This is a genomic window from Pseudomonas haemolytica, from assembly GCF_009659625.1.
Classification (GTDB): Bacteria; Pseudomonadota; Gammaproteobacteria; order Pseudomonadales; family Pseudomonadaceae; genus Aquipseudomonas; species Aquipseudomonas haemolytica.
The window spans coordinates 427,841-447,837 of the sequence record NZ_VOIW01000003.1 but is presented as its reverse complement, the minus strand read 5'-3'; the positions used below and the strand labels follow the sequence as shown (position 1 = coordinate 447,837).

General features: G+C 58.7%; 18 protein-coding genes. 3 read left to right on the top strand and 15 right to left on the bottom strand.

All coding sequences use genetic code 11. The annotated features are described in order from the left end of the window. Positions 1-18 precede the first annotated feature (18 nt). The 7 genes from FRT59_RS12455 to FRT59_RS12425 all read right to left on the bottom strand — a co-directional run bounded on the left by FRT59_RS12455 (position 19) and on the right by FRT59_RS12425 (position 8,350). Positions 19-903 (bottom strand): ABC transporter permease subunit, encoded by an 885-nt coding sequence (locus tag FRT59_RS12455; RefSeq protein WP_034116303.1) that lies wholly within the window; start codon positions 901-903, stop codon positions 19-21. Beyond that, the gene (locus FRT59_RS12450; protein ID WP_034116304.1) at positions 900-1,820 is read right to left on the bottom strand and encodes an ABC transporter permease subunit; all 921 of its coding nucleotides are present in this window, start codon (positions 1,818-1,820) and stop codon (positions 900-902) included. The genes FRT59_RS12455 and FRT59_RS12450 overlap by 4 nt, the downstream gene beginning before the upstream one ends. After that, on the bottom strand, positions 1,817-2,959 hold the full coding sequence (locus tag FRT59_RS12445; RefSeq protein ID WP_034116305.1) for an ABC transporter ATP-binding protein: 1,143 nt from the start codon (positions 2,957-2,959) through the stop codon (positions 1,817-1,819). Before FRT59_RS12445 ends, FRT59_RS12450 begins: the two co-directional genes overlap by 4 nt. 65 nt (positions 2,960-3,024) lie before the next feature. Further along, complete coding sequence (locus tag FRT59_RS12440; protein ID WP_034116306.1) at positions 3,025-4,119, bottom strand: polyamine ABC transporter substrate-binding protein; 1,095 nt, start codon at positions 4,117-4,119, stop codon at positions 3,025-3,027. Positions 4,120-4,264: 145 nt separating this feature from the next. After that, entirely contained in the window at positions 4,265-5,359 is a 1,095-nt protein-coding gene (locus tag FRT59_RS12435) for a polyamine ABC transporter substrate-binding protein (RefSeq protein WP_034116690.1), read from the bottom strand. A 209-nt stretch (positions 5,360-5,568) separates the two neighbouring features. Then, positions 5,569-6,933 (bottom strand): aspartate aminotransferase family protein, encoded by a 1,365-nt coding sequence (locus FRT59_RS12430; RefSeq protein ID WP_153837410.1) that lies wholly within the window; start codon positions 6,931-6,933, stop codon positions 5,569-5,571. 58 nt (positions 6,934-6,991) lie between these two features. Continuing rightward, positions 6,992-8,350 carry a glutamine synthetase family protein gene (locus FRT59_RS12425; protein WP_034116308.1) on the bottom strand — a complete coding sequence of 453 codons (1,359 nt, stop codon included), beginning with the start codon at positions 8,348-8,350 and terminating at the stop codon, positions 6,992-6,994. Between the two features lie 608 nt (positions 8,351-8,958). Between FRT59_RS12425 and FRT59_RS12420 the strand changes: the two genes are divergently transcribed. Next, positions 8,959-10,335 (top strand): glutamine synthetase family protein, encoded by a 1,377-nt coding sequence (locus FRT59_RS12420; protein WP_003213894.1) that lies wholly within the window; start codon positions 8,959-8,961, stop codon positions 10,333-10,335. Positions 10,336-10,557: 222 nt separating this feature from the next. Next, positions 10,558-11,187 carry a TetR/AcrR family transcriptional regulator gene (locus FRT59_RS12415; protein ID WP_153871332.1) on the top strand — a complete coding sequence of 210 codons (630 nt, stop codon included), beginning with the start codon at positions 10,558-10,560 and terminating at the stop codon, positions 11,185-11,187. Positions 11,188-11,308: 121 nt separating this feature from the next. Here the strand turns inward: FRT59_RS12415 and FRT59_RS12410 are convergent, their stop codons facing one another. The 8 genes from FRT59_RS12410 to FRT59_RS12375 form a co-directional block, all read right to left on the bottom strand. Continuing rightward, positions 11,309-11,524 carry a TOBE domain-containing protein gene (locus FRT59_RS12410; RefSeq protein WP_003176783.1) on the bottom strand — a complete coding sequence of 72 codons (216 nt, stop codon included), beginning with the start codon at positions 11,522-11,524 and terminating at the stop codon, positions 11,309-11,311. 28 nt (positions 11,525-11,552) lie between these two features. Further along, positions 11,553-12,359, bottom strand: a complete 807-nt coding sequence (gene ssuB, locus FRT59_RS12405; protein ID WP_153837408.1) for an aliphatic sulfonates ABC transporter ATP-binding protein — start codon at positions 12,357-12,359, stop codon at positions 11,553-11,555. Then, positions 12,356-13,144: an aliphatic sulfonate ABC transporter permease SsuC gene (gene ssuC / locus FRT59_RS12400; protein ID WP_153871331.1), complete on the bottom strand. Its 789-nt coding sequence runs from the start codon at positions 13,142-13,144 to the stop codon at positions 12,356-12,358. Before ssuC ends, ssuB begins: the two co-directional genes overlap by 4 nt. Before the next feature lie 9 nt (positions 13,145-13,153). After that, complete coding sequence (ssuD, locus tag FRT59_RS12395; protein ID WP_034116313.1) at positions 13,154-14,302, bottom strand: FMNH2-dependent alkanesulfonate monooxygenase; 1,149 nt, start codon at positions 14,300-14,302, stop codon at positions 13,154-13,156. Between the two features lie 25 nt (positions 14,303-14,327). Next, positions 14,328-15,296, bottom strand: coding sequence for a sulfonate ABC transporter substrate-binding protein (locus FRT59_RS12390; RefSeq protein WP_153871330.1), 969 nt, complete (start codon positions 15,294-15,296; stop codon positions 14,328-14,330). 94 nt (positions 15,297-15,390) lie between these two features. Next, the gene (ssuE, locus tag FRT59_RS12385; protein WP_034116315.1) at positions 15,391-15,984 is read right to left on the bottom strand and encodes an NADPH-dependent FMN reductase; all 594 of its coding nucleotides are present in this window, start codon (positions 15,982-15,984) and stop codon (positions 15,391-15,393) included. 336 nt (positions 15,985-16,320) lie between these two features. Continuing rightward, positions 16,321-16,959 carry a peroxiredoxin gene (locus FRT59_RS12380; RefSeq protein ID WP_016978988.1) on the bottom strand — a complete coding sequence of 213 codons (639 nt, stop codon included), beginning with the start codon at positions 16,957-16,959 and terminating at the stop codon, positions 16,321-16,323. Between the two features lie 272 nt (positions 16,960-17,231). After that, on the bottom strand, positions 17,232-18,575 hold the full coding sequence (locus tag FRT59_RS12375) for an OprD family porin (protein ID WP_034116316.1): 1,344 nt from the start codon (positions 18,573-18,575) through the stop codon (positions 17,232-17,234). Between the two features lie 369 nt (positions 18,576-18,944). On the opposite strand from FRT59_RS12375, the gene tauA reads away from it, so the two are divergent. Then, positions 18,945-19,931: a taurine ABC transporter substrate-binding protein gene (gene tauA / locus FRT59_RS12370; RefSeq protein WP_034116317.1), complete on the top strand. Its 987-nt coding sequence runs from the start codon at positions 18,945-18,947 to the stop codon at positions 19,929-19,931. The last annotated feature ends 66 nt before the right edge of the window (positions 19,932-19,997 follow it).

Here is a 19,997-nt window from a genome sequence, read left to right as displayed (position 1 = left end):
TTCTTCAGGCAAACCTGATTAAACCGGCGCAGGCGCCCGGCGCTTGTCCGGCTGTTGCCAGCCGTCCGCCGCAGCTTCTTCAATCGCTTGCTGGATGGCTTTCTTGCGGTGTTCTTCGGCACGGCGGCTGAAGAACCACACCAGGAAGGTCACCAGCGACACCGCCAACAGAATCAGGCTGGCCACGGCATTGATCTCGGGCTTGACCCCCAGACGCACCGCCGAGAACACTTCCATCGGCAAGGTGGTCGAGCCCGGGCCCGACACGAAGCTGGCCAGTACCAGGTCATCCAGAGACAGCGCGAAGGACATCATGCCGCCCGCCGCCAGCGATGGCGCAATCATCGGGATGGTAATCAGGAAAAACACCTTCCACGGCCGTGCGCCCAAATCCATCGCAGCTTCTTCGATCGACAGGTCGAGTTCACGCAAGCGCGCCGACACGACCACCGCCACATAGGCGGCGCAGAAGGTGGTGTGAGCGATCCAGATGGTGACGATGCCACGCTCCTGAGGCCAGCCGATCATCTGCGCCATGGCTACGAACAGCAGCAACAGCGACAGACCCGTGATCACTTCCGGCATCACCAACGGCGCCGTCACCAGGCCGCCGAACAACGTGCGGCCCTTGAACTGGCTGATACGCGTCAGCACGAATGCCGCCAGGGTGCCCAACGCCACCGCAGCCACCGCCGTGTAGCAGGCGATTTCCAGGGAGCGCGCCACGGAGCCCATCAGCTGGGTGTTATCCAGAAGGCCCACGTACCACTTGATCGACCAACCGCCCCACACCGTCACCAGCTTGGATTCGTTGAACGAGTAGATCACCAGGATCAGCATCGGCAGGTAGATGAACAGCAACCCCGCCACCAGCATGAAACTCGAGAAACTGAAGCGCTTCATATCTTGCCCTCCATCTCTTTGGCTTGGCTGCGGTTGAACAGGATGATCGGCACGATCAGGATCGCCAGCATCACCACCGCCAGGGCAGACGCCACCGGCCAGTCACGGTTGTTGAAGAACTCTTGCCACAATACTTTACCGATCATCAGGGTTTCCGGGCCGCCGAGCAGTTCAGGGATCACGAACTCGCCCACCACCGGGATGAACACCAGCATGCAACCGGCAATGATGCCGTTCTTGGACAGCGGTACGGTGATTTTCCAGAAGCTGTTGAAGGTGCTCGACCCCAGGTCGGAGGCAGCTTCCAGCAGGCTTTGATCGTGCTTCACCAGGTTGGCGTACAGCGGCAGGATCATGAACGGCAGGTAAGAATAGACCACACCGATATACACCGCGATGTTGGTGTTGAGGATCTGCAGCGGCTCGTTGATCAAGCCGATGGACATCAGGAAGCCGTTGAGCAGGCCGTTGTTGCTGAGGATGCCCATCCACGCATACACGCGGATCAGGATCGCGGTCCAGGTCGGCATCATGATCAGCAGCACCAGCACGGTCTGCATCTCTTTGCGCGCACTGGCGATGGCATAGGCCATTGGGTAGCCGATCAGCAGGCACAGCAGCGTGCTGAAAAACGCCATTTTCAGCGAGCCCAGGTACGCGGCGATGTACAACTCGTCGCCCGCCAGCAAGCTGTAGTTGGCCAGGTTCAGCACCACTTGCAGCTTTTGCTCAACGTAGGTGTAGATCTCGGTATAGGGCGGGATCGCCACATCGGCTTCGGCAAAGCTGATTTTCAATACGATGAAAAACGGCAGTGCGAAAAACAGAAACAGCCACAGGAAGGGAATCCCGATGACCACCTGCTTGCCATTGGGGACGATGCGATCCAAGCGCCGCTTGAATTTCTTCATATTCATGAGCGAAGCACCACGCCGCTGTCGTCTTCCCACCACACGTACACCTGGTCACCCCAGGTTGGGCGCTGGCCGCGGCGTTCGGCGTTGGCGACGAAGGACTGCACCAGCTTGCCGCTCGGCAGCTCCACGTAGAACACCGAGTGGCCGCCCAGGTAGGCGATGTCGTGCACCTTGCCGCTGGACCAGTTGTGCTCGCAGGTCGGCATTTCGGTGGTGACCAGCAGTTTTTCCGGGCGAATGGCGTAGGTCACCGATTTGTCTTCCACCGAGGTGGCGATGCCGTAGCCCACATAGATATCGCGGTCCAGGTCAGCGCACTTGAGCACTGCGTGGCCTTCGGCGTCGTCTACCACCTGGGTGTCGAAGATGTTGACGTTGCCGATGAACTCGCACACCAGGCGGCTGGTAGGGGTTTCGTAGATATCGATCGGGCTGCCGATCTGGGCGATCCAGCCCAGGTGCATGATCGCAATGCGCTCGGCCATGGTCATGGCCTCTTCCTGGTCGTGGGTCACCATCACGCAGGTCACGCCGACGCGCTCGATGATTTCCACCAGCTCGAGCTGCATCTGCGAGCGCAGTTTCTTGTCCAGCGCGCCCATCGGCTCATCGAGCAGCAGCAGTTTCGGGCGCTTGGCCAGGGAGCGCGCCAACGCCACACGCTGGCGCTGGCCACCGGACAACTGGTGCGGCTTGCGCTTGGCGTACTGGCTCATCTGCACCAGCTTGAGCATCTCGGCCACGCGGGCGTCGACTTCGGCCTTGGGGATCTTGTCCTGTTGCAGGCCGAACGCGATGTTCTGCGCCACGGTCATGTGCGGGAACAAGGCGTAGGACTGGAACATCATGTTGATCGGCCGCTCGTAGGGCGGCATGTCGGTAATGTCCACCCCATCGAGGTAGATGCGACCTTCGGTTGGGCGCTCGAAACCCGCAAGCATGCGCAGCAAGGTGGATTTGCCCGAACCCGAACCGCCGAGCAAGGCGAAGATTTCGCCTTTCTTGATTTCCAGGGACACATCGTCCACGGCAATCGTCTCGTCGAACTTCTTCGTGACCCGGTCGATTTTGACCAGCACCTTTTTCGGTGTCTGGTCGCCCTCGAGGGCTTTCTTATAGGCGCCGGAGGCAACTGCCATTTACGAAACTCCCAAAAAAAGAGTGCAGCTCACCCAATACGGGCCAGCCTTGGATAGTTTGAGCCTTACTTGCCCGTCTTGACCTTGGTCCAGCTACGGGTCATTAAACGCTGCACTTTCGGGGGTAACTCGAAGTTGACGAATGTCCGCTCGAGAACCGCCTGCGGTGGGTAAACCGCTGCGTCAGTGCGTATCGATTGTTCCATCAGCTTGTCCGCCCCTGGGTTAGGGTTGGCATAACCGACCTGATCACTGACCTGAGCGATCACCTCAGGTTGCAGCAAATAGTTGATGAAGGCGTGGGCCTCTTTGACGTTGCTGGCATCCTTGGGGATCGCCAACACGTCAAACCACAGGTTGCCGCCTTCTTTCGGAATCGCGTAGGCGATGTTTACGCCTTTACCGGCCTCAGCCGCACGGGCCTTGGCCTGGAACACATCGCCGGAGAAGCCGGCCGCCACGCAGATATTGCCGTTGGCCAAGTCGGAGATGTATTTGGAAGAGTGGAAGTAGGTCACGTAGGGGCGCACTTTCAGCAGTTTTTCCTCGGCCTTCTTGTAGTCAGCCGGGTTGGTGCTGTTAGGGTCCAGTCCCATGTAGTTGAGCACCGCTGGCAGCATTTCATCCGCGGAGTCCATGAAGGAAACGCCGCAAGTGGCAAGCTTCTTCATGTTTTCCGGCTCGAACAACACCGCCCAGGAGTCGATATGGTCGACGCCCAGTACTTCCTTCACTTTATCGACGTTGTAGCCGATGCCATTAGTGCCCCACAGGTACGGCACCGCGTACTGGTTGCCCGGGTCGTTCTTTTCCAGGCGCTTGAGCAGTACCGGGTCGAGGTTGGCATAGTTCGTCAGCAATGACTTGTCGAGCTTCTGGAACGCCCCGGCCTTGATCTGCTTGCCGAGGAAATGGTTGGACGGCACCACCACGTCGTAGCCGGTACGCCCGGCGAGCAATTTGCCTTCCAGGGTTTCGTTGGAATCAAACACGTCATACACGGGCTTGATGCCACTGGCCTTTTCGAAGTTGACCAGGGTGTCGGGGCCGATGTAGTCCGACCAGTTATAAATATGCACCGTCGGTGCGGCCTGCACGCTGGCAGCCAGCGTGATACCTGCACCCACCAGCATGGCTTTGCGAAATAAAGAAATTGGCAAGTGGAGGTCCTCTTAAATAGTTGGGCCTTAAAGTTGTTGCCCGACAACAAAACCGGCGCGCAACTTACCCTCGATAAACCGATCCGGCAAAACTTTCTGTCATTTAATTTGTAGGAGGGGGCAAGCCCTCCCACAGGTTCAAGGATTATTTACCCGACTTGATCTTGGTCCAACTGCGTGTCATTTCACGCTGGGTCGCAGCCGGCATGTCAGCGATGGCGTAAAGCTTGGCCTGCACGTCCGCTGATGGGTAGATGCCCGGGTCGCTGGTGATGTCTTTATCAACCAGTGGGGTGGCTTTCTCGTTGCCGTTCGGGAAACGCACACTGTTGGTGATCGCGGCCATGACTTCCGGCTTGAGCAGGTAGTTCATGAACGCGTAGGCGGCCTCGACGTTTTCGGCATCCTTAGGGATGGCGACCATGTCGAAGAAGCTGCCAGCGCCTTCTTTCGGAATGTCGTAGGCGATCTTGACCTTGCCACCGGCTTCAGCCGCGCGGGTTTTGGCCTGTTCAATATCACCCGAGTAACCTACAGCCACGCAGATGTTGCCGTTAGCCAGGTCAGAAATGTACTTGGACGAGTGGAAGTAGCCGATCGAAGGTCGGATTTTCATGAACAGGTCTTCGGCCTGTTTCAGATCAGCCTTCTTCTGGGTGTCGGTCGGCAGGCCCAGGTAGTGCAGCGCCACTGGCAACATTTCGGTCGGCGAGTCGAGGAAGCTCACACCGCAGCTTTTCAGCTTGGCGATGTTTTCCGGCTTCATCAGCACATCCCATGAATCGATCTTGTCCACGCCCAGTGCGGCCTTGACCTTCTCCGGGTTGTAGCCGATGCCCATCGAGCCCCACATGTACGGGAAGGCGTGCTTGTTGTCCGGGTCGCTGACCGCCACGGCTTTGAGCAGGGATTTGTTCAGGTTGGCGTAATTGGGCAGCTTGGACTTGTCCAGCTCCTGGTAGACACCGGCCTTGATCTGCTTGGCAAGGAAGCTGTTCGACGGCACGACGATGTCGTAACCGGACTTGCCTGCCAGCAACTTGGCTTCCAGGGTCTCGTTGCTGTCAAAAACGTCGTACACCACTTTAATGCCCGACTCTTTTTCAAAGTTGGCGATGGTGTCCGGTGCAATGTAGTCGGACCAGTTGTAGACGTGCAGCACTTTATTGTCTGCCTGGGCCGCGCCCGCCATTGCGCCCATCAGGGACAAGGCGAGGAGGGTCTTGCCAGCGTTCTTCAAACCTAATGCCTTCATTTGGTGATGCTCCAATTTTTTCTTTTTTGGGCCACAAGCTTTGTATGTTCTACGGCCCAACCGAAGGGCAACAAAACAGGGCGACAGTCTGGCAAGTTCTAGTGCCGGCTTTCAACCAAAGCACTCTATTTATCGGTGTCTCATTTACTTGCTCAGACGCAGCGCCCGAAGCCGCTGCGCACTGAGCCTAGCACTTAGCCCTGCAATGCCGCCAAAGTCATGTCCAGGCACTGGCGAGCCTTGCTGACCAACTCGTCAATCTCAGCCTTACTGATCACCAGTGGCGGCGAAATGATCATGGTGTCGCCCACGGCGCGCATGATCAGGCCATTCTCGAAGCAGAAGGTTCGGCAAATCATGCCTACGCCTTTGCCTTCATAACGCTTGCGCGTGGCCTTGTCCTGGACCAGCTCGATCGCACCGAGCATGCCCACGCCGCGCACTTCGCCCACCAGCGGGTGATCGCCCAGTTCCCTCAGGCGTTTCTGCAAATACGGTGCCGTTTCATCGTGAACGCGGTTAACGATTTTTTCATCGCGCAGGATGCGGATGTTTTCCAGGGCCACAGCCGCGGCTACCGGGTGACCGGAGTAGGTAAAGCCATGGTTGAAATCGCCCCCTTCATTCAGCACGTCGACCACTTCGTCACGTACGATCAGGCCACCCATGGGGATGTAGCCCGAGGTCAGGCCCTTGGCGATGGTCATCATGTGCGGCTTGAGGTCGTAGAAATCACTACCGAACCACTCACCGGTACGGCCAAAGCCGCAGATCACTTCGTCGGCAACAAACAGGATGTCGTACTTGGCGAGGATTTCCTTGATGCGCGGCCAGTAGGTGGCGGGCGGTACGATCACGCCACCGGCACCCTGGATCGGTTCGGCAATAAAGGCACCGACGTTGTCCACGCCCAGTTCGAGGATCTTCTCTTCCAACTGGTTGGCCGCCCACACGCCGAATTCCTCGGGGCTCATGTCGCCGCCTTCGCCAAACCAGTACGGCTGGGCGATGTGGGTGATGCCCGGAATCGGCAAGTCGCCCTGCTCGTGCATATAGGTCATGCCACCCAGGCTGGCGCCGGCCACGGTAGAACCGTGGTAGCCATTCTTGCGGGCAATGATGGTTTTCTTGTTCGGCTGGCCCTTGATCGCCCAGTAGTGGCGCACCATACGCAGCATGGTGTCGTTGCCTTCGGAGCCGGAACCGGTGAAGAACACATGGTTCATGCCGGCCGGTGCGATATCGGAAATCGCCTTGGCCAATTCCAGCACCGGCGGGTGCGCGGTCTGGAAGAACAGGTTGTAGTACGGCAGTTCTTTCATCTGCTTGGCGGCGGCGTCTGCCAGTTCATCGCGACCGTAACCGATCGCCACGCACCACAGGCCGGCCATGCCGTCGAGGATCTTGTTGCCTTCGCTGTCCCACAGGTAAACGCCGTGGGCTTTGGTGATGATCCGAGGGCCTTTCTCTTTCAATTGCTTGAAGTCGCTGAACGGCGCCAGGTGGTGATCATTGCTCAAGGCTTGCCATTCACGGGTTTGCGGGTTGTTGCTGGACATACCAATCTCCTAGACTTTTCAGGTGAGGGCGCGCCTTTCCTACGACGCGCCCGGCGCATCAGACGGCGAAGAGCAGGAATTCCCGCTCCCACGAACTGATCACGCGCTTGAAGTTTTCATGCTCGGCCCGCTTGACCGCGACGTAGCCTGTGATGAATTTTTGCCCCAGGTATTTCTCGATGGTCTTGCTGTTTTCCATGCGCTCCAGGGCGTCCTCGATGGTCAACGGCAGGCGCAGGTTGCGGCGCTCGTAGCCGCGGCCCACCACCGGCGCGCTCGGGGTATGGCCCTCGACCATGCCGATGTAGCCACACAGCAGGCTGGCGGCAATTGCCAGGTACGGGTTGGCATCGGCGCCCGGCAGGCGGTTTTCCACGCGGCGGTTCTGCGGGCCGGCATCCGGTACGCGCAGGCCGACGGTGCGGTTTTCTTCGCCCCACTCCACGTTTACCGGCGCCGAGGTGTCGGGCAGGAAGCGGCGGAAGGAGTTCACGTTAGGCGCAAACAGCGGCAGCAATTCGGGGATGAATTTCTGCAGGCCGCCAATGTGGTTGAGGAACAACTGGCTCATGGTCCCGTCTTCATTGGAGAAGACGTTTTTGCCGGTGGCGATGTCGATGATGCTCTGGTGCAGGTGCATCGCGCTGCCGGGCTCGCCGGTCATCGGCTTGGCCATGAAGGTGGCGGCCACGTTGTGCTTGAGCGCGGCTTCACGCATGGTGCGCTTGAACACCAGGATCTGGTCGGCCAGGGACAAGGCATCGCCATGACGGAAGTTGATTTCCATCTGCGCCGTGCCGTCCTCGTGGATCAGGGTGTCGAGGTCCAGTTCCTGCAGTTCGCACCAGTCGTAGACGTCTTCGAACAATGGGTCGAATTCGTTGGCCGCTTCTATAGAGAAGGATTGGCGACCGGTTTCCGGGCGGCCGGAACGGCCAATCGGCGGTTGCAATGGGAAGTCCGGGTCTTCGCAGCGCTTGGTCAGGTAGAACTCCATCTCCGGCGCCACGATGGGCTGCCAGCCTCTGTCGGCGTAGAGCTTGAGGACTTTCTTGAGCACGTTGCGCGGCGACAGCTCGATCGGGTTGCCTTGCTTGTCGTAGGTGTCGTGGATTACCTGAGCGGTCGGTTCGATGGCCCACGGCACCAGGAATACCGCGTTCTGGTCGGGGCGGCAGATCATGTCGATGTCGGCCGGGTCGAGCAATTCGTAATAGATGTCGTCTTCGACATAGTCGCCGGTCACGGTCTGCAATAGAACGCTCTCGGGCAGGCGCATGCCTTTTTCGGCGATGAACTTGTTGGTCGGCGAGATCTTGCCACGGGTGATACCGGTGAGGTCGCCAATCATGCATTCGACTTCTGTGATCTTGTGGTCTTTCAACCAATCGGTGAGCTGGTCGAGGTTGTTACTCATAAATGCCTCTGGGCTGGGTTTCCTGGCATCCATTAAAAGGCCAGGCGTTGGTTGACGCAGCATCCGCGTCGTTTTTCATTCAGGGTAGGAGCTTACCTGCCATTTGCCCAAGGGTTGTATTCCTCACGCCAAACTTGTGCAGAATCATGAGCAGCCCCGCAGGCGCCAGCCATTGAGAGGCAATTTGGAGGGCAGTGATTGTGCAAAGAAGAGGTCGGCCTGGGCGTCAAGAATATTGGCCGGGGCGCAGGCGTTCACGCAGGACGCAAGAACGGATGAAAAAGCCCGTCTGAAGCAGGCCAAGACGCCAAGTGGCGGCAGGAGAAACATGAAGCACCCCGGTATTATTGCTGTTATGGGTTTGAATCGAGCTTAGCCTTGTTCATTTTTTTACACAACACCCCCGTAAAAAATCCTACACGGCCCGCTCAAGACTGCGAGTCCCATGCACAGCAAACTCAGAAAACCGCCCCAAAACACCGCAAAAAAGCCTTCGCGGCGCTTTTTTAGGGCAAAAAAGCCCTCGCTTGACTTCGGCATGCCGTTCGGGTTGACTGAAACCAGAAAAGATCAATGATTGATATTTTTAACAACAAAGGTGTTGCATCATGTCGGTACCCCCGCGTGCCGTTCAGCTTAACGAAGCGAACGCGTTCCTTAAGGATCATCCTGAGGTTCTGTACGTAGACCTTCTAATTGCGGATATGAATGGTGTGGTGCGCGGTAAGCGCATCGAACGCACCAGCCTCCACAAGGTTTACGAGAAGGGCATTAACCTGCCTGCCTCTTTATTTGCCCTGGATATCAACGGCTCGACGGTGGAAAGCACCGGCCTGGGCCTGGACATCGGTGATGCTGACCGAATCTGTTATCCAATCCCCGACACCCTGTGCAATGAACCCTGGCAAAAGCGCCCTACCGCGCAACTGCTGATGACCATGCACGAACTTGAAGGTGAACCTTTCTTCGCCGATCCGCGCGAAGTGCTCCGCCAAGTTGTAAGCAAATTTGACGACCTCGGCCTGACCATCTGCGCTGCCTTCGAGCTTGAGTTCTACCTGATCGATCAGGAGAACGTGAACGGCCGCCCGCAACCGCCCCGCTCGCCGATCTCCGGCAAACGCCCGCACTCGACACAGGTCTACCTGATCGACGACCTCGACGAATACGTCGACTGCCTCCAGGACATCCTGGAAGGTGCCAAGGAGCAAGGCATTCCGGCCGACGCCATCGTCAAGGAAAGCGCCCCGGCGCAGTTCGAAGTGAACCTGCACCACGTCGCCGACCCGATCAAGGCCTGCGATTACGCGGTACTGCTCAAGCGCCTGATCAAGAACATCGCCTACGACCATGAGATGGACACCACCTTCATGGCCAAGCCTTACCCAGGCCAGGCAGGCAACGGTTTGCACGTACACATTTCGATCCTGGACAAAGACGGCAAGAACATCTTTGCCAGCGAGGATCCCGAGCAGAACGCCGCATTGCGTCACGCGATCGGCGGTGTGCTCGAGACCCTACCCGCTCAAATGGCGTTCCTGTGCCCTAACGTGAACTCCTACCGTCGTTTCGGCGCACAGTTCTACGTGCCGAACTCGCCGTGCTGGGGCCTGGATAACCGCACTGTAGCGATTCGCGTACCCACCGGCTCATCCGATGCGGTACGTATCGAACACCGTGTGGCCGGTGCCGATGCCAACCCTTACCTGCTGATGGCCTCGGTCCTGGCAGGTGTGCACCACGGCCTGACCAACAAGATCGAGCCAGGCGCGCCGGTGGAAGGCAACAGCTACGAGCAGAACGAGCAAAGCCTGCCGAACAACCTGCGCGATGCCCTGCGTGAGTTGGACGACAGCGAGGTGATGGCCAAGTACATCGATCCTAAATACATCGATATCTTCGTCGCCTGTAAGGAAAGTGAGCTGGAAGAGTTCGAACACTCCATCTCCGACCTTGAGTACAACTGGTACCTGCATACCGTGTAAGCGGTTGCAGCTGCTGAAGGAACGCCGCTGGCTTTGGTCAGTGGCGTTTTTTTATGGGTTGCTTTTGGGGGACCGAGTTGGCCTCATCGGGAGCAAGCCCCCTCCCACATTTTGAATGTATTCACAGATCCAAATGTGGGAGGGGGCTTGCTCCCGATGGCGGCCTGGCAGACAACACACCTCCCTGCTCATACAATGCCCGCTGCCTTGTAGGAGACTTCCATGCCCACCCGCCCCGCCGCCCCTCGCAAACCTCGCGCCCGCAGCCAGGCTCGGATCGACGCGATCCTCGACGCCGCCCGCACCTTGCTGGCCGCCGAAGGCGTGGCCAGTTTGTCGATCTACAGCGTGGCCGAGCGGGCGCAGATTCCGCCGTCGTCGGTGTATCACTTCTTCGCCAGTGTGCCGGCGTTGCTGGAGGCGTTGACCGCTGACGTTCACGCAGCCTTCCGCGCCGCCATCCAGGCGCCCATCGAGCACGAGTCACTCAAGCATTGGCGCGACCTGTCCTGCATCGTCGAACAGCGCATGCTCAGCGTTTACGATCAGGACGCCGCTGCACGCCAGTTGATCCTGGCCCAGCACGGGCTGACCGAAGTCACCCAGGCGGATCGTCAGCATGATCTGGAGCTGGGGGACTTGATGCTGGAAGTGTTCAACCGCCACTTCGAAGTGCCGAGCTTGCCCAAGGATGTGGATGTATTTGCCCTGGCACTGGAGCTGAGCGACCGCGTGTATGCGCGTTCAGTGCATCAACATGGGCTGATTACCCCGCGTATGGCGGAGGAAGGGATGCGGGTGTTTGATGCCTATGTGGGGCTTTATTTGCCTGCCTACCTGCCCAAGCGATAAGTCTTGTGGTGACTGGGCAGGCCTCTTCGCGAGCAAGCCCGCTCCCACATTTTGATTTGTGAACACATTCTAAATGTGGGAGCGGGCTTGCTCGCGAAGGCGGCCTCAAGAACGACGTACCTCACAACTTTGCAATCGACACCTCAGTAGATTTCACAAAGGCGATCACCTCACTGCCAATCACCAACTCCAGCTCCTTGACCGAGCGAGTGGTGATCACCGAAGTGACAATGCCCGACGCCGTCTGTACATCGATTTCAGACAGCACGTCACCGACCACGATTTCCTTGATGGTGCCTTTGAACTGGTTACGCACGTTGATGGCTTTGATAGTCATGGTGTTGTTCCTTCTAAGGACAAGTGAGTTATTGCGCCCAACGCAATTGCGTCGGCAACGGTGAAACAGGTTCGGGTTCCGGCGGTGAGCCGGGCAGCGACAGCACACGGTTGAGTACTTCGGCTTCCAGCGCAGCCAGGCGATGTGAGCCACGGGCGCGCGGACGTGGCAGGTCGATGTTCAGGTCGAGGCCGATGGCGCCGTCCTCAATCAGAATCACCCGATCGGCAATCGCCACCGCTTCGCTGACGTCATGGGTCACCAGCAACACGGTGAAGCCATGCTTGCGCCAGAGGTTTTCGATCAGTTGCTGCATCTCGATGCGGGTCAGGGCATCCAGAGCCCCCAGCGGCTCGTCGAGCAACAACAGGCGCGGCTGGTGGATCAACGCACGGGCCAGCGCCACGCGCTGCTTCTGGCCACCGGACAATGCCGCCGGCCATTCATTGGCGCGCTCAGCCAGGCCGACCGCTTCCAGGGCTTCCAGCGCGCGAGGGCGCCAATTGCCCGTGAGACCGAGGCCAACATTGTCGATGATCTTTTTCCAGGGCAGCAAACGCGCTTCCTGAAACATCAATCGCGTGTCTTCAATTGCCTCGTGCAGCGGCGCGGAGCCGGCCAGCAGCTCGCCGCCGCTGGCTTTGTCCAGACCGGCCAGCAGGCGCAGCAAGGTACTTTTACCGCAACCACTGCGACCGACCACAGCCACGAACTGCCCCGCCGGAATGTGCAGGTCGATTTCCTTGAGCACTTCCCGCGCACCAAAGGCCTTGCGCAACTTGCGCACCGCCAGTGGGATGCCCTTCAACAGGCGTGGAGGTTGTTGAGCGGTCATGCCGCACCTCCTTTATTCACTTGATAGGCCGGGTGCCAGCGCAGCCACACACGCTCCAGCCCACGGGCGGCCAGGTCGGCCAGTTTGCCGAGGATGGCGTACATGACGATGGCCAATACCACCACGTCGGTTTGCAGAAACTCACGGGCATTCATCGCCAGGTAGCCGATGCCGGAGCTGGCCGAGATGGTTTCCGCCACGATCAGCGTCAGCCACATAAAGCCCAGGGCGAACCTCACGCCCACCAGGATCGACGGCAGCGCGCCCGGCAGGATCACTTGCCAGAACAGGTTGAACCCGGACAAGCCGTAGCTGCGCGACATTTCCACCAGCGCCGGGTCGACATTGCGGATGCCGTGGTAGGTGTTCAGGTAAATCGGGAACAACGTGCCCAAGGCCACCAGAAAAATCTTTGCGGTCTCGTCAATGCCGAACCACAGGATCACCAGCGGAATCAGCGCCAGATGCGGCACGTTGCGGATCATCTGCACCGAGCTGTCCAGCAGACGCTCGCCCCACTTCGACAAGCCGGTGATAAAGCCCAGGGCCAAACCGATGCTGCCACCGATCACAAAACCCAGGCCGGCACGCCAGCCGCTGATGGCCAGGTGCGTCCAGATTTCGCCGCTGACCACCAAGTTGACCCCGGCTGCAATCACCGCACTCGGCGCCGGCAGAATACGCGTCGACAACCAACCCGCCGACACCGACAACTGCCACACCGCCAGTAACAAGATCGGCAGCACCCATGGCGCCACGCGATGGCTGAATTTTTCAACGTCCATAACGGCGCCTCAACTCTGTGACGCAGCTTTGGGAAGGATGTCGTTGGCGACCATCTCGCCAAACGGGCTGACGTAACCGGCGCTTTTCGGCAGCTCGGGACGCTCGATATCCAGGTGCGGGAACAGCAGCTCAGCGACCCGATACGACTCTTCCAGGTGCGGATAACCGGAGAAGATAAAGGTGTCGATACCCAGGTCCGCGTATTCCTTGACCCGCGCCGCAACCGTTGGCCCATCGCCGACCAGCGCAGTCCCTGCACCGCCGCGCACCAGGCCGACGCCGGCCCACAGGTTAGGGCTGACTTCCAGGTTGTCACGGCTACCGCCGTGCAAGGCTGCCATGCGCTGCTGGCCGACCGAATCGAAGCGCGCCAGGGACGCCTGGGCACGCGCGATGGTGTCGTCGTCCAGATGGGAGATCAATTTGTCGGCGGCTTTCCATGCCTCTTCGTTGGTCTCGCGCACGATCACATGCAGGCGAATGCCAAAGCGCAGGGTACGCCCGAGTTTCTCGGCCTTGGCGCGAACCTGTGCAATTTTTTCCGCGACCGCAGCCGGCGGCTCGCCCCAGGTCAGGACCATTTCCACCTGTTCGGCTGCCAGATCCTGGGCGGCTTCGGAGGAACCACCGAAGTACAGCGGCGGGCGCGGTTGCTGGATCGGTGGGTAGAGCAACTTGGCGCCTTTGACGCTGATGTGCTGGCCGTCGTAATCCACGGTTTCGCCTTCCAGCACGCGGCGCCAGATGCGGGTGAATTCCACGGAGGCCTGGTAGCGCTCTTCATGACTGAGAAACAGGCCGTCGCCGGCCAGCTCTTCGGGGTCACCGCCGGTCACCAGGTTGAACAACGCACGGCCACCGGACAGGCGGTCCAGGGTTGCGGCCTGGCGTGCGGCCACCGTCGGGGAAATGATCCCGGGGCGCAGCGCGACAAGGAATTTCAGACGCTGGGTCACTGGAATCAGCGAGGCGGCCACCAGCCACGAGTCTTCGCAGGAGCGGCCGGTAGGGATCAACACCCCACCAAAACCCAGCCGGTCAGCGGCCTGGGCCACTTGTTGCAGGTAACCGTGATCGACGGCGCGAGCGCCTTCGGCGGTGCCAAGGTAATGGCCGTCGCCGTGGGTAGGCAGGAACCAGAAAATATTGAGGCTCATGGAGTTGTCTCCTGAAGAAGTCGGGTTACGGCGCTTTGGCAACAGCGGCGGGTGGCGTCCAGATCACGTCCTTGATGCTCAAGGGCTTGGGGATCAATTTGAGTTGGTAGAAGCTGTCGGCGATTTTCTGCTGGGCTGCGACCACCTCTGGCGTCAGGAATAGCGCGCCGAAGCCTTGGCGCTTCATGGAGGTGAGGGTGACATCAGCGGGCAGCCCCAGCAGCGGCGCGACCTGTGCGGTGACTTGTTCAGGATTGGCCTTGGCCCATTCGCCCGCGGCGCGCACTTCGTCCACCAATGCTTCGATCACTTGCGGATGCTTTTCGGCGTAGGGCTTGGTGGCCAGGTAGAACTGATGGTTGTCGGCAATGCCGGTACCGTCACGCAGGGTGCGGGCTTGCAGTTGTTTCTCGGCGGCGGCCTGGTACGGGTCCCAGATCACCCAAGCGTCCACGCTGCCGCGCTCGAACGCGGCACGGGCATCGGCGGGCGGCAGAAACACCGTCGTCACGTCGGTGTATTTGAGGCCGGCATCTTCCAGGGCACGCACCAGCAGGTAGTGCACGTTGGAGCCTTTGTTGAGCACCACCTTCTTGCCTTTGAGCTCAGCCACCGATTTGATCGGCGAGTCTTTGGGCACCAGGATCGCTTCACTGGTAGGCGCGGGCGGTTCGTAGGCGACATAGAGCAGGTCGGCGCCGGCAGCCTGGGCGAAGACCGGTGGGGTTTCACCGGTGACGCCGAAGTCGATAGAGCCGACGTTCAAGCCCTCGAGCAACTGGGGGCCGCCGGGGAACTCGGTCCACTGCACCTGCACGCCTTGGGCGGCCAGGCGTTTTTCCAGGGTGCCCTTGGCTTTGAGCAGCACCAGGGTGCCGTATTTCTGATAACCGATCCGCAGGGTCTCGGCGGCTTGGGCTTGAACAATGGCGCCGAAGGACACAGCCGCAGCAAACAGTGCGACCAGACCACGACGCAAGATGACAGTGCGCATGGCGCTCTCCACATTTGCGATTAGGGTTTTGGCTGCACCTGCTTGGCCGTTGGCGGCTGAGTAAGGTGAGTGTTTCTCGATATCCGGGTAAGGCTCAGATGCTCCAGCGAGCACTCAACAAACGTTCATTCAACACATCAGGGTCCAGCGGTTTCGGGCGCCGAGCCATGGCGCTGTAGAGCTGCTCCAGAGCCTCGTGCAAACGCTGTTCGAGCACCGGCACCAGTTGCGCCTGGGCGCTGCCTTCGCCATACGCGATCTGGCTGTCTTCGGCAAAAATGCCGTGAAGCAATTCCTGGGCTTTGAGGGCTGACAACACCGGCTTCAAGGCGTAGTCCACTGCCAGCATGTGGGCGATGCTGCCGCCGGTTGCTATTGGCAGTACCACCTTATGCGCCAGGGCGCGTTCGGGCAGCAGGTCCAACACGGTTTTCAACGCGCCGGAAAACGACGCCTTGTACACCGGCGTGGCAATCACCAGGCCGTCGGCATTGGCAACTTGCTGCAGCAGGTCGATGACCTTGGGGCTGTCGAACCGGGCGTGCAGTAAATCTTCTGCCGGGAAGTCCCGTATTTGGTAACTCACCACTTCCACGCCCTGCTGTTGCAGCCATTGACGGGTTTTATCCAGCAACACCCCGGAGCGCGAACGCTGGCTGGGACTGCCTCCAAGTGTTACGACCAGCATGTAGGGAATTCCTTGGGCAAGTGTCGGCGGTTCGCTGTGTGGCGATGGCGCCAAGATGGAACAGACCTTAACAGCAGATTTATATATCTATAAATCTTATTTATTCATTTGTTTATTCCATAAACACATAAGCGGTTTATCAATCGCCAGGCGAAAAAAAAGGCCGTGGAAACGGCCTGAAAACCCCTGCATTGTGAGCGTTGAAAATGCGCTTAAACACGTGGGAGGGGGCTTGCTCCCGATGACGGAGTGCCAGTCAATGCATTCGGTGACTGATCCACCGCTATCGGGAGCAAGCCCCCTCCCACACTGGTCCTGTATCACATTTGACCTGTGTTAACGATTGGGTTGTGGAGTGAGGCGCAAGTAAGGCTTCACGGCGCGGTAACCCTTCGGAAAGCGTTTCTTGATCTCTTCCTCATCCTTAAGCGACGGCACGATCACTACTTCATCCCCATCCTGCCAGTTGGCCGGGGTGGCAACCTTGTGGTTGTCGGTCAGTTGCAGCGAGTCGATTACCCGCAGGATTTCATGAAAGTTGCGCCCGGTGCTGGCCGGGTAGGTGATGGTCAGGCGGATCTTCTTGTTCGGGTCGATCACGAACAAGGAGCGCACGGTAAGGGTGTCACTGGCGTTCGGGTGGATCAGGTCGTAGAGGTCCGAGACCTTGCGGTCGGCGTCGGCCAGGATCGGGAAGTTGACGATTGTGTTCTGGGTTTCGTTGATGTCTTCGATCCACTTGTGGTGCGAGTCCACCGGGTCTACCGACAGGGCGATGGCCTTGACGCCACGCTGTGCGAATTCGTCCTTGAGCTTGGCGGTAAAACCCAACTCGGTGGTGCACACCGGCGTGAAGTCCGCCGGGTGGGAAAACAACACACCCCAGCTATCTCCCAGCCATTCATGGAAACGAATCTTGCCGGCGCTGGAATCCTGTTCGAAGTCGGGGGCGATGTCGCCCAGTCTTAGGCTCATGGTGTGGCTCCTGGTGAGTGCTTATGGAGCCCACTGTGCATGGATCTTGAATTATTTAAAAAGAATAAATATCGATTTATCTAGACGATAAAGGAATATTAAAAATGTGTTCATTGGACGCGTCAACGGGCGAGGAGCACCATTGCTTCCAAGGTTCGAGAAGGCCTTGAGACGCTGTAAAAAGAGGGTTCAGGAAGGGCTTGCGGGGGTTGAGCCCGACTTGAAAAGCAAGACACCTTGCCCGGCATCGCGCCGGGCAAGGTTTTACGGTCTTACAACAGCGGGATCGAGTAGCTGACGATTACACGGTTTTCGTCCTGGTTACGCGCGCTGGCGATATCGCTGCGCCACATAGCATTTTTCCACGCCACGCCGACGTTTTTCAGCGGACCTTCCGGTACGACGTAGGCAACAGTGATGTCACGTTCCCACTCGGACTGACCGGTGAACTCGGCACGGTTGCTGGCAACGGTGTCGATATGATCGCCCTTGAGGTACACGACGCCAGCGGTCAGGCCAGGTACGCCAACCTTGGCGAAATCGTAGGAGTAGCGAGCTTGCCAGGTGCGCTCGCCGGCACGGGCGAACTTCTGGATCTGCATGTCGGTGGTGATGTAAGCCGACGAGCCGTCACCCTGGTTCAACCAAGGGAAGTCGCTGCTGCCGTTGCTGACCTGGTAACCGCCACCGAAGGTGTGACCGGCAACGGAGTACAGGAACAGGCCGCTGTACAGGTTGTTATCCACCTTGCCACGGCCGGAGTTGACGCCGCCGTAGTTACCGGACGAGAAGTAGGCAGACTGGTTGCCATTGTTACCGTCGTCGGAGCTGTTGAAGTAGCGCAGGTCAGACTTCAGCACGCCAGGACCGATGGCCCAGTTGTGGGTCAGGCCCAGGAAGTGCTGCTTGTAAAAATCTTCCAGGTTGCCGTAGTAGTACTGGGCGGTCAGATCCTTGGTGATCTTGTAGTCGCCACCGGCGTAGTAGAACTTGTTGCTCGAACGCCAGTTCACACCGCGGCTGTTGGCGCCGGAGATGGACAGGCTTTCGTTGTTGCTGGAGTTACGACCCTTGGCTTTTTCGATCTGGCCGGCAACCAGGGTCAGGTCCTTGATGTCGCTGGAAGTGATCTGGCCGCCCTGGAAGGTCTGCGGCAGCATACGACCATCGTTGGTGACGATGACCGGCAGCTTAGGCTGCAAGGTACCCAGCTTCAGTTCGGTCTGGGAGATCTTGGCTTTGGCGGTCAGGCCCAGGCTCGAATAGTTATCAACGGCTTCGCCATTGGACTTGCTCGGGAAGATGGTGCCACCGTAGGAGCTGGCAGTCGCGCCATTGGTGCCGCCGCCGGAATCCAGGCGAACACCCAACAGGCCGATAGCGTCGAGACCGAAGCCAACGGTGCCTTGGGTGTAACCGGAGATGAAGCGCAGATCGAAGCCTTGGCCCCATTCTTCGTTCTTGCTCGGGTTGGCGGTACCTTCACGGTTATCCGTGTTGATGTAGAAGTTACGCAGGCCCAGTGTGGCCTTGCTGTCTTCGATGAAACCAGCAGCGCCTGCTTGCTGGGCAACCGCGCCCAGGGCTACAGCCAATGCCAAGGTGGACTTATTCATGTACCGCTCCTCTCATTTCTAATTTTTGTATTTCTTTGGTCCCGGGTCTGACGCCCTGGATCCACAGATGCGCGATTAGCGCCAGATAGTGACTACCAAGTCAATCGTAACCTTGTGTGTCTACTACCTTCGTCTAATCGCAGTTGATTTGGTCCCTGCAGGGTAATGAGTTTTTCATACACCCAAAAAGAATTATTTCATTCTTTTTCATACGATCCAGGAATAAGACTTTCCATGCAGCGGGCTGCTCAGCATAGACGCACGCTCCATAAGCTAATTCCTAAAGGGTATTTACCAGTGCTTTTTTAGATCGTTTAGTGTGCCCGCAAGGTTACATACGTCACTCACGATCAAAAAGGCGACGCCATCATGGCCAAACGCACATCCTCCCGTCAATTTGTTACAGTTTTTGTATCGCTAATACTTTCTTTTGGTGTCAATGCGGCCGATCTAACCGTCGGCTATCAAACCGGCATCGACCCCAGCAAAGTCCCCCAGGCCGACGGTCTGTACGAAAAAACCATTGGCGAGAAAATTGCCTGGCGCCGGTTCAACAGCGGGCCAGAGGTGGTCACGGCGATTGCTTCGGGTGATGTACAAATCGGCAACCTCGGCTCCAGCCCGCTCGCAGCGGCGGCTTCGCGCAATCTACCGATCGTGGCGTTTATCGTATCGGCACAGATCAACGCTTCTGAAGCCTTGGTGGTGCGTAACGGCAGTGGCATCGACAAGCCCGAAGACCTGATCGGCAAAACCATCGCCACGCCATTCGTCTCAACCTCCCATTACAGCCTGCTCGGCGCGCTCAAGCATTGGGGGCTGAACACCCAGCAGGTCAAGGTGGTTAACCTGCAACCGGCCGAGATCGCCGCCGCCTGGAAACGCGGCGATATCGACGGTGCCTTCGTGTGGTCACCGGCTTTGGGCGAAATCCGCAAGACCGGCAAAACCCTGACAGATGCGGCGCAGGTGGGCCAGTGGGGTGCACCGACGTTTGAAGTGTGGGTAGCGCGCAAGGATTTCGCGGAAAAACATCCTGACGTAGTGGCCAAGTTTGCCAAGGTCACCCTGGACGCCTTCGCTGACTATGCCGCCCATAAAGACAGCTGGACGGTGGATTCGGAGCCGGTGCAGAAAATCGCTAAATTGACAGGCTCCAACGCCGACGATATTCCAGAGTTATTGGCCGGTACGACGTTTCCGGATGCACAAGCGCAGCAAACCGAGGCGCTGCTTAAGGGCGGCACGGCGAAGGCGATTGGGGAGACCGCGAAGTTCTTGAAGGAGCAGGGCAAGGTGGAGGCGGTGTTGCCGGACTATTCGGCGTATGTGACCGACAAGTTCGTCACAGAATAAACGCGGTCCAATGTGGGAGGGGGCTTGCTCCCTCCCACATTTGGATATGTATTGTTTGCTGGGTCG